At 68.2% G+C, this 13,201-nt stretch carries 13 protein-coding genes; 3 read left to right on the forward strand and 10 right to left on the reverse strand.

Features of this window, described 5'->3' with window-relative positions; translation table 11 throughout:
* Positions 1-16 precede the first annotated feature (16 nt).
* From mfd to F1D05_RS12845, 3 genes are read right to left on the reverse strand one after another with little or no spacing between them, the layout of a single operon-like run.
* Complete coding sequence (gene mfd / locus F1D05_RS12835) at positions 17-3,640, reverse strand: transcription-repair coupling factor (RefSeq protein ID WP_185447901.1); 3,624 nt, start codon at positions 3,638-3,640, stop codon at positions 17-19.
* Positions 3,641-3,667: 27 nt separating this feature from the next.
* Positions 3,668-4,243 (reverse strand): aminoacyl-tRNA hydrolase, encoded by a 576-nt coding sequence (pth, locus tag F1D05_RS12840; RefSeq protein WP_185447903.1) that lies wholly within the window; start codon positions 4,241-4,243, stop codon positions 3,668-3,670.
* Between the two features lie 49 nt (positions 4,244-4,292).
* Positions 4,293-4,922, reverse strand: a complete 630-nt coding sequence (locus tag F1D05_RS12845) for a 50S ribosomal protein L25/general stress protein Ctc (protein ID WP_185447905.1) — start codon at positions 4,920-4,922, stop codon at positions 4,293-4,295.
* A 419-nt stretch (positions 4,923-5,341) separates the two neighbouring features.
* On the opposite strand from F1D05_RS12845, the gene F1D05_RS12850 reads away from it, so the two are divergent.
* Positions 5,342-6,022 (forward strand): hypothetical protein, encoded by a 681-nt coding sequence (locus F1D05_RS12850; protein WP_185447907.1) that lies wholly within the window; start codon positions 5,342-5,344, stop codon positions 6,020-6,022.
* On the opposite strand, the gene F1D05_RS12855 is transcribed toward F1D05_RS12850, so the two are convergent.
* The 5 genes from F1D05_RS12855 to F1D05_RS12875 form a co-directional block, all read right to left on the reverse strand.
* Complete coding sequence (locus tag F1D05_RS12855; RefSeq protein WP_246486644.1) at positions 6,016-6,750, reverse strand: DUF1932 domain-containing protein; 735 nt, start codon at positions 6,748-6,750, stop codon at positions 6,016-6,018. The two genes, F1D05_RS12850 and F1D05_RS12855, sit on opposite strands and share 7 nt — an antisense overlap.
* 29 nt (positions 6,751-6,779) lie before the next feature.
* Positions 6,780-7,760: a ribose-phosphate diphosphokinase gene (locus F1D05_RS12860; RefSeq protein WP_185447909.1), complete on the reverse strand. Its 981-nt coding sequence runs from the start codon at positions 7,758-7,760 to the stop codon at positions 6,780-6,782.
* Positions 7,757-9,253, reverse strand: a complete 1,497-nt coding sequence (gene glmU, locus F1D05_RS12865; protein ID WP_185447911.1) for a bifunctional UDP-N-acetylglucosamine diphosphorylase/glucosamine-1-phosphate N-acetyltransferase GlmU — start codon at positions 9,251-9,253, stop codon at positions 7,757-7,759. The genes F1D05_RS12860 and glmU overlap by 4 nt, the downstream gene beginning before the upstream one ends.
* A 73-nt stretch (positions 9,254-9,326) precedes the next feature.
* Positions 9,327-10,622 carry a DUF1570 domain-containing protein gene (locus F1D05_RS12870; protein WP_246486646.1) on the reverse strand — a complete coding sequence of 432 codons (1,296 nt, stop codon included), beginning with the start codon at positions 10,620-10,622 and terminating at the stop codon, positions 9,327-9,329.
* A gap of 87 nt (positions 10,623-10,709) precedes the next feature.
* The gene (locus F1D05_RS12875; RefSeq protein WP_185447913.1) at positions 10,710-11,120 is read right to left on the reverse strand and encodes a PH domain-containing protein; all 411 of its coding nucleotides are present in this window, start codon (positions 11,118-11,120) and stop codon (positions 10,710-10,712) included.
* 67 nt (positions 11,121-11,187) lie between these two features.
* On the opposite strand from F1D05_RS12875, the gene F1D05_RS12880 reads away from it, so the two are divergent.
* On the forward strand, positions 11,188-11,475 hold the full coding sequence (locus tag F1D05_RS12880; RefSeq protein ID WP_185447915.1) for a DUF1905 domain-containing protein: 288 nt from the start codon (positions 11,188-11,190) through the stop codon (positions 11,473-11,475).
* A gap of 518 nt (positions 11,476-11,993) precedes the next feature.
* Positions 11,994-12,368, forward strand: a complete 375-nt coding sequence (locus tag F1D05_RS12885; RefSeq protein WP_185447917.1) for a hypothetical protein — start codon at positions 11,994-11,996, stop codon at positions 12,366-12,368.
* A gap of 27 nt (positions 12,369-12,395) precedes the next feature.
* Here the strand turns inward: F1D05_RS12885 and F1D05_RS12890 are convergent, their stop codons facing one another.
* Positions 12,396-12,767, reverse strand: a complete 372-nt coding sequence (locus F1D05_RS12890; RefSeq protein WP_185447919.1) for a nuclear transport factor 2 family protein — start codon at positions 12,765-12,767, stop codon at positions 12,396-12,398.
* A gap of 82 nt (positions 12,768-12,849) precedes the next feature.
* Positions 12,850-13,032 (reverse strand): hypothetical protein, encoded by a 183-nt coding sequence (locus F1D05_RS12895; protein WP_185447921.1) that lies wholly within the window; start codon positions 13,030-13,032, stop codon positions 12,850-12,852.
* Between the last annotated feature and the right edge of the window lie 169 nt (positions 13,033-13,201).

Genomic DNA, 13,201 nt, shown 5'->3' on the forward strand with positions numbered 1-13,201 from the left:
CTCCAGCTGGAACTCATCAGGCCGGTGGCCCTACGGGCTCGGCGATCACATCGTCGATCAGTCTGGTACACCACCGCAGCAGCTCCTGGTCGCGGAGCGGCTGACCGGCGACCGGCCGGGTGGCAGGTCTTGGCACCAGGATCGTACGCAGTTGCGCCTTGACCAGACTCTTCGGGTACAGCCTGTTCAGCCGCAGCACCTTCGAATCGGGCAGGTCGACCGGTCCGAACCGGATCAGATTGCCCTGCAGAGTGACGTCCTGCAGCCCCGCAGTACGGGCGTGGTTGCGGAACTTCGCCACCTCGATCAGGTTCAGCACCGGCTGTGGGATGTCGCCGTACCGGTCGTGCAGCTCTTCGACCAGCTCCGCGATCCCGTCCGCATCCCGTACGGCGGCCAGCCGCTGGTACATCTCCAGCCGCAGCCGCTGTGACGGCACGTAGTCGTGCGGAAGGTGTGCGTCGATCGGCAGCTCGATCTTGACCTCGGGCTCGTCGGCCTGGGTGTCACCCCGGTACTCCGCGACCGCCTCGCCGACCAGCCGGACGTACAGATCGAACCCGACGTCGGCGATGTGGCCGGACTGCTCGCCGCCCAGCAGGTTGCCCGCGCCACGGATCTCCAGGTCCTTCATCGCAACCTGCATACCGGCACCGAGGTCGGCGTGCTGCGCGATGGTGGCGAGCCGGTCGTGCGCGGTCTCGGTGAGCGGCTTCTCCGGTGGGAAGAAGAAGTACGCGTACGCCCGCTCGCGTCCTCGCCCGACCCGGCCGCGAAGCTGGTGCAGCTGCGAGAGCCCGAGCAGGTCGGAGCGCTCGACGATCAGGGTGTTCGCGTTCGAGATGTCGATCCCGGACTCGACGATCGTCGTACAGACGATGACGTCGGACTCCTTCTCCCAGAAGCCCTGGATGACCTGTTCCAGTTGGTGCTCCGGCATCTGCCCGTGCGCCACGCTGACCCGGGCCTCCGGGACCAGCTGGCGGATCCGCGCGGCCGCCTTCTCGATCGTGTTGACCCGGTTGTGGACGAAGAAGACCTGGCCCTCACGCAGCAGCTCGCGCCGGATCGCCGCGGTCACCTGACCCTCTTCGTAAGCACCGACGAAGGTCAGTACCGGGTGCCGCTCTTCCGGCGGCGTCGCGATCGTCGACATCTCCCGGATGCCGGTGATCGACATCTCCAGGGTGCGCGGGATCGGGGTCGCGGACATCGTCAGCACGTCGACGGCCGTCCGCAGTTGCTTCAGCTGCTCCTTGTGCTCGACGCCGAACCGCTGCTCCTCGTCGACCACGACCAGTCCGAGGTCCTTGAACGCGACCTCGCCGCTGAACAGCCGGTGCGTCCCGATCACCACGTCGACCGACCCGTCGGCCAGCCCCTCGATGGTGGCCTTGGCCTCCTTGTCGGTCTGGAACCGCGACAACGGCGCCACGTTCACCGGGAACGCGGCGTACCGCTCGGCGAAGGTCGCGTAGTGCTGCTGGACGAGGAGCGTGGTGGGAACCAGGATGGCGACCTGCTTGCCGTCCTGCACCGCCTTGAAGGCCGCCCGGACGGCGATCTCCGTCTTGCCGTAGCCGACGTCGCCACAGACGATCCGGTCCATCGGCGTGACCCGCTCCATGTCGCGCTTCACGTCGTCGATGGTGGCCAGCTGGTCCGGCGTCTCCACGAACGGGAAGGCGTCCTCCAGCTCGCGCTGCCAGGGGGTGTCCTTGGAGAAGGCATGCCCCTTGGTCGCCTGCCGCGCGGCGTACAGCTTGATCAGCTCGCCCGCGATCTGGCGAACCGCCTTGCGTGCACGGCCCTTGCGCTTGGCCCAGTCGCCGCCGCCCATCTTGTCGAGCGTGGGCTGCTCGCCGCCGACGTACCGGGTGACCTGGTCGAGCTGGTCGGTCGGCACATACAGCCGGTCACCGGGTTGGCCGCGCTTGCTCGGCGCGAACTCGATCACGATGTACTCGCGAGTGGCCTTCTGGGAGCCGGTGCCGACGGTGCGTTGCAGCATCTCGCCGTACCGGCCCACGCCGTGCTGCTCGTGCACGACGTAGTCGCCGGGCGCCAGCTCCAGCGGGTCGACCGCCTTCTTCCGGCGGCTCGGCATCCGTTGCTGGGAACGCCTTTCGGCCGCACTCCGCTGGCCGGCCAGGTCGTTCTCGGTCAGTACCGCGAACTTGATGCCCTCGGCAATGAACCCGCGATCCAGGGCGCCCTGGGAGATCAGTACGACGCCGGGCTCGGGCACGCCGTCGATCTCCTCGACGGTCCGCGCCGGCAGCTCCGCCTCGGAGAACACCTCGGCCAGCCGCTGAGCCGGACCGTGACCCTCGGTGACGCAGACGACGCGCCAGCCGTCACGCAGCCAGGCGCGCACATCCTCGACGGCAGCAGCGGTTTCGCCGCGGTACGGGTCGACCTCGTGCGCCGCGACCTGACGGCTCCGGACCGCACCGGCGTCCGTGTCGATGTCGAGGGAGATCCGCTCCCCCATCGAGTCGCGCAGCTCGGGTGCGTCGGTCGGCGCCGCCGCGAACGGCGACATGCTCCACCAGGCCAAGCCCTTGCTCAACGCATGCGATCGGACATCCGCCAGCGACATGTACGCCGCGGCACCCAGGTCGATCGGCGCGTCGCCACCACCGGCAGCCGCGGCCCACGACGCCTCAAGGAACTCCTGACTGGTCGCGACCAGGTCGTGCGCCCGGGCCCGGACCCGCTCGGGGTCGCTGACCACGACGTGCGTCCCGGCCGGCATCAGATCGACCAGCAACTCCATGTCGTCGACCAGGACGGGCGCGAGCGACTCCATCCCCTCGACGGCGTGTCCTTCGGCGAGCTTCTCGAACAGCTCCGACAGCTCGGGGTGTTCCTTGGCCAGTACTGCGGCGCGGGAGCGCACCTCGTCGGTCAGCAGCAGTTCGCGACACGGAGGTGCCCACAGCCCGTGCTGGGCGATCTCCAGTGACCGCTGGTCCGCGACCGCGAAGTACCGGATCTCTTCCACGTCGTCACCGAAGAAGTCGACCCGCAGCGGGTGCTCCTCGGTCGGAGGGAAAACGTCGATGATCCCGCCGCGTACTGCGAACTCGCCGCGCCGCTCGACCAGGTCCACCCGGTTGTACGCCGCGCCGGACAGCCGCGCGGCCACGTCTTCGAGGTCCACGGAGTCACCGACATGCAACTGCACCGGGCGAAGGTCCGCGAGCCCCGCGACCTGCGGCTGGAGCACGGATCGCACCGGGGCGACCAGGATCTTGATCGGGCCGGTCGTCTCGTCGGACGGATCCGGGTGCGCGAGCCTGCGCAGTACGGCGAGGCGGCGGCCGACCGTGTCCGATCGGGGCGACAACCGCTCGTGCGGCAGCGTCTCCCAGGCCGGGTAGTAGGCGACCGTGCCGGGCTCGACCATGCACTGCAGGGCCTCGGTGAGCTCTTCGGCCTCACGGAACGTGGCGGTGACCGCCAGCACCGGCCTGTCCGCGCCCTGGTGCGCGGCGAGCGCCGCCATCAGGACAGGGCGGATCGAGCCGGGAGCGCTCAGGTCGAGTGTCGTGACGCCCTCGGTACGGGCATCACGAACGGCCTCCGCCACCACCGGATCGGTGATCAGGGTGTCGACCAGACCGGCCAGTTTCACGAGTTGTCCGACCTCACGAGTTGTCCATCAGGAGTTGTACTTCGCTTGGGTTACTTCGAGACCGTCCGTGAGCAGAGATTCGACCGCGTCGGCGCTCCGATCGACCGCGAACGGGAGATCCTTGCGCTCGGCCGGGGAGAACTCGTTCAGCACGAAGTCTGCCGGGCTCTGCCGGCCGGGTGGACGGCCCACCCCGAACCGCAACCGATAGTAGTCACCGGTGCCAAGTGATTTCCGCAGCGACTTGAGACCGTTGTGGCCGTTGTCGCCACCGCCGTACTTGGCCCGCAGGACGCCGAAGTCGATGTCGAGCTCGTCGTGCAGCACCACCATGTTGGCCGGTTCCACCTTGAAGAACTTCAGCAGCCCGGAGACCGGACCGCCGGACTCGTTCATGTACGACCGGGGCTTGGCCAGGATCGCGCGGATCCCGCTGATCCTGGCCTCCACCACCTCGGCCTTGGCCTGCTTGTGCTGTTTCCAGCCGCCACCGACCCGGGCGGCCAGCTCGTCGGCGACCATCTGGCCGACGTTGTGCCGGGTCTTGACATAGGAAGGGCCGGGATTCCCCAGCCCGACGACCAACCACACGTCGTCCGCCACGAATCCCGGCCTTCCTGATTGAAGCTCTGCGCTTGAGATGAGTCCCGAACTACTCGGCGACGGCGGCGGCGACCGGCTCGTCGCGCTCGATGCCCGCCTCGGCCTCGGCCTCGGCCATCTCGGCGTCGGCCTGCTCGGCGGTCTGGGCCGCGGTCACGTTGATGATCAGGGTGTCCGGCTCGATGGCCAGCGTCGTGCCGGCCGGCAGCTTGAGGTCGGACGCGTGGATCTGGTCACCCGCGTCCAGGCCTTCGACCGACACGGTGACGCCGTCGGGGATGTGGGTCGCCTCGGCCTCGACCAGGATGGTCTGGCTCTCGACGACGACCAGGGTCTCGCTGACCGCGTCGCCCTCGACGTGCACCTGGATCTCGACCTGGACCTTCTCACCGCGCTTCACGATGACCAGGTCGACGTGCTCGATGTGACCCTTCAGCGGGTCACGCTGGACCTGCTTCGGCAGCGCGAGCAGGCTTTCGCTGCCCTCGACCTCGATCAGCAGCAGGGCGTTGGCGGTCTTCAGCGCCAGCATGGTGTCGTGACCGGGCAGCGTGATGTGCACCGGGTCCGTGCCGTGGCCGTAGAGAACGGCGGGCACCTTGTTGTCCCGGCGGATTCGGCGGGCAGCACCCTTGCCGAACTCCGTGCGCGACTCGGCTTGGATCTTGACCTCGGCCACGAGATGAACTCCTCAAGTGCGTTGCGGTGATCTGTTGTCAGTGGAACCAGTTGCTGGCCTCAGCGGGCGCTTCTTGACTCCGGAAAAGGCGTCAGGCAACGAACCACCGCGTCGATCACGGAGCCGCGCCCGCCAGGTCCAGTGAAGGACTTAGTCCGGGGGGCGTCCCTCGCCGAGGCAACCAAAACAGTCTACCCACCACCCAGCCCAGACGGGAAATCCGGTCCCCGGCCATTTCCGCCTCCACCTTCACCGTCCACCCTGATCTGCCCCCTTGCGTCCGATGAACCGAGGGTCCTGCCCCACGGTTCTTCGGACGCAAGGCTTCGGGAGGTCGTAGGGGTGGAGGCCCTCGCCGGATCCTCAACGACGGTCGCGTCGACCCGGAAGTGGCCCGGCGCGTCCGCTAGGTTCCTGGCATGTATTCGGGGTTCCTCGTCGTCGGCGCCATCGCGGTGGCACTGTTCGGCTCCGTCATCGCGCTCGCGATCTGGCAGGCCAAGAAGCGTCGCGCGTTCCTGCAGGCCCGGGCCCACGCCGCCGGACAGCTCGGTTGGTACCTGGCCGCGCCGAACCAGTGGCTCTCCCAGGTCGCCGCCGGCATCTACCAGCGCGGCAGGCCGGGCGAGATGTTCGCCGGCGACTTCCGCGGTCGCGGCATCTGCGCGCTGGACTACACGTACACGACGACGACCTCGAGCGGACCCGACGGCCAGACCACGACGACCACCCACCATGTCTTCGTCGTCGCGCTCAATCTGCCGGTCGCGCTGCCGCCGCTGCAGTTGACGATGGACTCCAAGTTCCGGCGGATCTTCGGCGGCCAGGACATCGAACTGGAGAGCCAGGCGTTCAACGACGCGTTCCGGATCAACTGCGCCGACCAGCGCTACGCCTCGGCCGTGCTGCATCCCCGATTGATGGAGTGGATGCTGCACAACCCCGGCCTGGAGTGGCAGTTCGCCGGCAACGCCATGGTCAGCTGGGGCGTCGGGCTCTTCACCATCCCCGACGTGGTCGCGCGGCTGGAAGCGATGACCCGGGTGATCGATCTGGTGCCACCCTTCGTACTGCGGGACTACGGCCAACGGACCTACTGACTCAAACGGGTCCAGACCTGGCGGAGCGCGCGGGCAGTGTCGCCTTCCAGACCGGCGTCGTCGAGAGTCTCGGCCAGCTCGTCGAACTCCGGCCCCCACCGCCACGCGACGCTGGTCAGCCCCTCCGGCAGACCAGGATCCTTCAAGGATCCGGCGTCCGCGCGGATCTGCTGCGCCACCAAGGCGTCCGTGACTCCATGCTTCGCGGCCAACTCGAACGCAAGCACAGCCAGGGCGGCCTTGCCCTTGTTGTAGAACGCGTACGCCGACTTGGCCGCGCTCGCGGCACCCGGCTCGTCGCCCACGACCATCGGCGTCACTGCTGTCCCGGACCACAACGCGGCGACCTGCGAGGCCGCAGCACCGGACAACATCAGGTGCGTCGGCGAAGGTCCACCGGTCGGTGGCGGGCCGACCACTCCCGCATCGACGAAAGTTACGTCAGGCAATGACTCGACAGCGGCAGCGAGCGACCTCGGCGAAAGCGGATTCGCTTCTACGTACAGGCCCTTGAAGCCCGCCTCGCCAACCCTGCGAGCGATGTCCACAGCACCTTGCGGCGCACATGAGGACAGTACGACGTCTGCCCATCCAACTGCCTCGGCGAACGGCGTACCGATCAATCCCGCCGCCTCGGCCCGCTGCACCGACGCCGTACTACGCCCTTCGGGGACCCAGTGCACCTCGTGCCCAGCCACCACCAGTTGCGCGGCGAGCTGGGAGCCCATCGCGCCCGGGTGGAAGACCGCGACGCGAATCAGGCACGCCCCTCGAACAAGCTCGTCACCGAGCCGTCCTCGAAGACCTCACGGATCGCGCGGCTGATCAGCGGAGCGATCGACAGCTCGGTCAGCTTGTCGAACTTGCGCTCGGCGGCGATCGGCAGTGTGTTGGTGACGATCACCTCGCTGGCCTGGCAGTTCTTCAGCCGGTCGACCGCCGGGCCGGACAGGATGGCGTGCGTCGCGGCGATCACCACGCCCGCGGCGCCGTCGGCCATCAAGGCGTCGGCCGCCTTGCAGATGGTGCCGCCGGTGTCGATCATGTCGTCGACCAGGATGCAGACCCGGCCCTTGACCTCACCGACGACCCGGTTGGCGACCGTCTCGTTCGGCCGGTCGATGTCGCGGGTCTTGTGGATGAAGGCCAGCGGCGCGTTGTTCAGCCGGGCCGACCACTGCTCGGCCACCTTGATCCGGCCGGCGTCCGGGGAGACGACGGCGAGCTGCTGGTCGCCGTACTTCTCCCGCACGTAGTCGGACAGGATCGGCAGTGCCATCAGGTGGTCCACCGGGCCGTCGAAGAAGCCCTGGATCTGCGAGGTGTGCAGATCGACGCAGATCAGCCGGTTGGCGCCCGCGGTCTTGAACAGGTCGGCCATCAGCCGGGCCGAGATCGGCTCGCGGCCGCGGTGCTTCTTGTCCTGCCGGGCGTACCCGTAGAACGGCAGCACCACCGTGATCCGCTTGGCCGACGCCCGCTTCAGCGCGTCGACCATGATCAGCTGCTCCATGATCCACTCGTTGATCGGCGAGGTGTGGCTCTGGATCACGAACGCGTCCGAGCCCCGCACCGACTCCTCGAACCGGACGTAGATCTCGCCGTTGGCGAAGTCGTACGCCGACGTCGGCACCAGACCGGTGCCGAGTTGCTCGACGACCTCCTCGGCCAGGCCGGGATGGGCCCGGCCGGAGAACACCATCAGGTTCTTCTCGGTGGTCCGCTTCATGCCGCTCATGGTCGCGCCTCCCGTTGGGCCTTCTCGCCAGTGTCGCTCAGCACGTCGGATTGCGCTGCCTCTTGCGCTGCCTGTGCTTCTTCGGCGGCCTTCGCGGTCTTGGTACCGCCCCGCTTACGGGCCACCCAACCGCGGATGTTGCGCTGCTTACCGCGCGCGACGGCGATCTCGCCCGGCCCGATCGCGTCCGTGACCGCGGAGCCGGCCGCGACGTACGCGCCGTCCGCGATCGACGCGGGCGCGACCAGCACCGAGTTGCTGCCGACGAACGAGTACCGCCCGACGGTGCTGTGGAACTTGTTGATGCCGTCGTAGTTGGCGAAGATCGTGCCGGCGCCGATGTTGGCGCCCTCCCCGATCGTCGCGTCCCCGGCGTACGTCAGGTGCGGGACCTTGGCGCCGTCGGCGATCGCCGCGTTCTTGGTCTCCACGAAGGTGCCGATCTTGCCCTTGACGCCCAGCGTCGTACCGGGCCTGAGGTAGGCGAACGGCCCGACCGAGGCGCCCGCGCCGATGACCGCGCCGGAGCCGTGGGTCCGGATGATCGAGGCGTTCTCACCGACCTGTACGTCGGTCAGCGTGGTGTCCGGGCCGATGGTGGCGCCGGTGGCGACCGTGGTCGCACCGTGCAGCTGCGTGTTCGGCAGCAGGGTGACGTCGATGGCCAGTGTGACGGTGCTGTCCACCCAGGTCGTGTTCGGGTCGACGATCGTGACACCGGAGCGCATCAGGGTGTCGAGCGTGCGGCGGTTCAGCTCGGCGCGGAGGGTCGCCAGCTGGACCCGGTCGTTCACGCCCTCGGTCTGCATCGCGTCCTCGGTGACGAACGCGCCGACCCGCTTGCCGTCGCCCTTCGCGATAGCGAGTACGTCGGTCAGGTACAGCTCGCCCTGAGCGTTGTCCGTGCTGATCCGGCTCAGCCCGTCGCGCAGGGTGGCCGCGTCGAAGACGTAGATGCCGGCGTTGATCTCGTCGATCTCGCGCTGCTCTGGGCTGGCGTCCTTGTGCTCCACGATCCCGGCAACGCTGCCGTCCTCAGCCGGGATGATCCGGCCGTAGCCGGTCGGGTCCGGCACCCGCGCGGTCAGCACGGTGACCGCGTTCCCGCTCTTGTCGTGCTCAGCGACCAACTCCTGCAGCGTCTCCGCCTCCAGCAGCGGCACGTCGCCGGACGTGACGATCACTTCACCTTCGAAGCCGTCCGGTACTGCGGTCAGCCCCGCCCGGACGGCATCACCGGTGCCGAGCTGCTGCTCCTGGACGGCGGTGCGGACCTCGGAGTCGATCGCGGCCAGATGGGCCTCGACCTGCTCCCGGCCGGTACCGACCACGACGACGAGATGCTCCGGCGCGAGTGCACGGGCGGTAACCACCGCGTGCCCGACGAGGCTGCGCCCGCCGATCTCGTGCAGCACCTTCGGGGTCGCGGATTTCATCCGGGTCCCCTGACCGGCGGCCATTACTATGACCACCGCAGGACGATGGGAAGTCACGCGGTCTTCTCCTCGAGTTCCCTGCGAATTCGGGCGAGGCACTCGAAAGGGGTGCCTGCGCAAGCGTACTTGCTCAGCCCGCGAGACTTCGCAGGGACTCCACCAGGGTCGCTTCGGTGAACCCGGTGTACTCCTTCATCAGGCGCTCCTGGGCGAACTGGTTGTAGCCCCGCCGGGCCACCTGAACGTAGTACTCGGTGACCGGTTTGAAGCCGATCTGCTTGATCAGGTGCTCGACCGCGACCCAGCTGATGTCGTAACTGTCCGTAGCCGAGAACTCGTCGTCCGCGGGCAGCCGGGTCAGGTCACCGAGCACCCGCTTGTTGATCTCGGTCCGCGCCTCGGCGATCTCCGGACCCCGTCCGGCCGCGACGAGTTGCTGGTTCTCGGCGTACCGGGCCATCCCCTCCGCCAGCCAGCGGGGCGCGGAATCACCGAGCCGTACGGCGAGCAGGTGGACCAGCGCGTGCGTCTCCTTGGCGGAGTCGAACGTCCTGAGCGCGGCCGGGCGGATCACCAGGTAGCCACCGACCGGCTGCGAGTTCGCCGCCGGGTTCGGCATCGCCTGGATCCGGGCCGGTTCGTCGTCGGGGATCATCTGCGGCAGCTCGGTCAGGACGTCCGGCTCGCGCATCGCGACCACGACCGGGACGACCTGGAGATGGCCCTTCCACAGCTTGCGGACCGCCTTCGCCGTCCGGACCGTCTGGTCGGCCAGATTCTGCGCCAGCAGTTCCCCGCCCTGGTTGACGATCACGAGGATGTTCTTCCGCTTGACCACGGCGATCTTGCCGTAGTCCCAGGGCTGCCGGCCGGACCCGATCGCCCGGTCGAGGTGATCGTCGGCGACGAGCCACAGCCTGTTCTCGCGAACTGTGTAGGTGTAACCCACGTCTGTTGCGGTCTGGGCGAGCCTGGCGTCGGTGATCTGGTACCGCATGCTGACCCGGAACGTGCCGGTGGCGAGGCCGAACTTCCGCAGCGCGGGCCGATCGGTCCACGGCTCAGCGCGGCGGTAGGTGACGACCATGCCGACGGCGCGCAGATTCTGGAACAGCACCCGCTGCTCGTCCCTCAACTCGGGAGCGACGTCCGCGAGGAACATGTTCACGTCCCCGGTCCGTACGGCGATGCCGCGGCGGGCCAGGATCGCGTCGACCGCCGCACCCAACCGGGGATCGACGTCACCGGTGTCGCTCGGCCGAACCTGCTCGAGCGTCGTACCGCCCATCGCGGCGGCGGTCAGGTCGAGGTTCTGCGTCGACGGCGTCACGGCGAGCCAGAGACTGCCGCCCACCACCAGGGCAGCAACCACCGCAGGCCAGGCAGCCAGAATCCACCGCCGCCCCACCGCCCAAAACCCCACCATCAACAAACCCTCTCGCCCTACCCCACTCACCCCACGCCGCCCAATAGTCGCCCACCCCTCACCCACAAACAAACCGCCGCACCCCGATCACCGACCCGCAGCCCATTCGGTGATCCGGTACGCCGCGCTGCCGGGCCCGGGGATCGCCCCGGAGCTCATTTCCGTAGAGGTCCATTTCGGCTGGAGGAAGGCGAAGACTTTGGAGCCATCGCGCAACTGGATCCGCATGCCGTTGTAGGTGAACCGAGCGGAGGAGACCTCGGCCCGTGGAATCCGGCGGGTGCCGATGGGATAGCGCAGTACGAGCTCGTCCTCGGTCAGACGAGCGCCGCCGCCCCGTCCCCAGACGTACGCCATCGCGGCCAGGAACAGCAGGAACGGCCACAGCTCGAACCAGCCGCCGGCCACGACGAACCACCCCAGCGCCCCGACGAACGGCACGCAGGCGAGCACCTTGAACGGTGTCTTCGTGCCCCACTGAAGCTCCTCCGGTTCCATCCGGCGCCTCCTCTTGAGGTAAGCATCCTCCCCCGTAGGACCTCCGGGGGCTTCTAGGCTGGGCACTATGGACGTCGAGTTCACCGGTGAGGTCTGGTACTGGCGGGGGCCTGCGCCCTGGTACTTCGTGACCGTGCCGGACGACGAGTCCGGGCAGCTGGAGGCGACTTCAACCGCGGTCAGCTACGGGTGGGGGATGATCCCGGTCACCGCTCAGATCGGCGACACCTCGTGGCCGACGTCGCTGTTCCCCAAGGACGGCACGTACGTCGTACCGCTCAAGGCCTGGGTCCGAAAGGCCGAGGAGATCGACGAAGGCGACCAGCTCACCATCCGGCTCACCGTCAATGTCTGACCGCGCCAGGCGCATCTCGACGCCGTACCACCGAGGCTTCTGTACTGCGGTCCTGGTGCTGATCGCCTCGCGATCATCGGCGGTCTCGGCGAGCATGGCGGCCCGAACTGGCCCGGCTGGGTCTTCTTCGCGATCACGCTGGCAGCTCTCCTCCGCGCGATCCGCCTCGGCCTGGTGATCACCCCGACCGACGTCATCATCCGCTCCTGGTCACCACCCGCCGCATCCCTCACTCGGACATCCTGAGCGCCCGCGCCACGGCGTACGACGGCTGGCTGGGCATCGACACCGACCGCCCCTGCCAGCTAGAACTCCAACTCCGCAGCCGCTCCGAGCCGCTGCCGATCCGCGCCCTGGTAGCAACCGTCCGAAGCCGCCGCATCCAGCGCATCGCCCCCCAACTCCGCACAGAACTCAGCAAGGCTGTCTGAATACGTCGTCTGCGGTCGCCCGGCCTGTACGCCTGGCGCTGATCCGCGTGCTCGGCCTGACACTCGGAGTCACCTAAAGTATCCGGCGTGAATGCCGCCGCTCTGCTGTTGGTGCTGGGTCTGCTGATCACTGCCCTGGTCGCGGGAATCACCGCTGCCCGCCAGGCCCGCCGGCTCCCGGCAGCCCGTACGCCGTCGGCCCCAACCCGCGGCTCCGACTTTCCCCCGCCCATGCAGCGGCAGGACCCGTCTGTCGATGAACTCCCCAGCCGCGAGCGACCCCGCCCGAAGCCGCCCGCCGAGACCCCCTTCGAAGATGACGCGAACTACCGCGCTTTCCGGGCCGCCCTCGACGCCCACTCCAAGATCGCGGACCGCAAGGCCCTCTACTCCAACCTGCTGTTCTTCGCCGCCGGAGTCCTGGCCAGCATCCTCACCACTCTCCTGGTCCACCCGCTCTGAACCCCCGCGTCCCGCGAACCGCCTGCCTCAAACGCTGAGATGCTCATGCAGCATCAGCCACCGGCCATCCCGGCGAACCATCACATTGGTCCCCCGGCCGGCACCCGAGATCTCCTGACCGTCCTGGACCCCAACCCAGCTGAAGCGATACCGCACCACAGCCGAGTCCTCAGCTGCCGCGACCCACTCGACATCGCTGATCCGGTAGACCTCATCCTCGATCACCCGAAAGTTGTGCTCGACGGCCTCCATCACGGCTGCCCGACCAACGAACGACCCGGTCGTGAACCAATACACGGCATCCTCCGCAAGAAGCTCCCCCCACGGCCCAACCAGATGCCCATTGGTCCGCCGCTCGTACTCCCGCCAAAACTCCACCAACTCCGCCCGCACCGTCATCCCCCAGACGCTACTTGCACCCACCGACACCTCCCGCGCTGTGGTCGTACTGCGCTCTGCGCGGTGGTTGTAGGCACAGCCTCTACTCGTCCCGATCAGCCCAGGGCAGCGCACGGGAGTCCCCTGGATAGAGGACGCACCACAGCGCGATGACGACAGGCCAGTAGGTGGCAACCGCGACGAGACCGTAAAGCGGCTTAGAGGTCTGGCCCACCCAGTCGGCGTGCCCATGCCCCTTCGCCCACTCGGCGGCCAGCACAACCAAACCCCGAACCCCGCAAGAAAGATCGCACCCCAGGTCCACCGCATGGCGCTAGTCGCCCTGCGAGCCTTCCACCGCCGCACCCAGGACCGCGAGTGTCCGGGACTGTCCGCCATGCCAGGAACTATGCCCCACCACAAGCCGACTCCCACACCTGCCCAGGATGTTCGGC

The sequence above is a fragment of the Kribbella qitaiheensis genome (assembly GCF_014217565.1).
GTDB lineage: Bacteria > Actinomycetota > Actinomycetes > Propionibacteriales > Kribbellaceae > Kribbella > Kribbella qitaiheensis_A.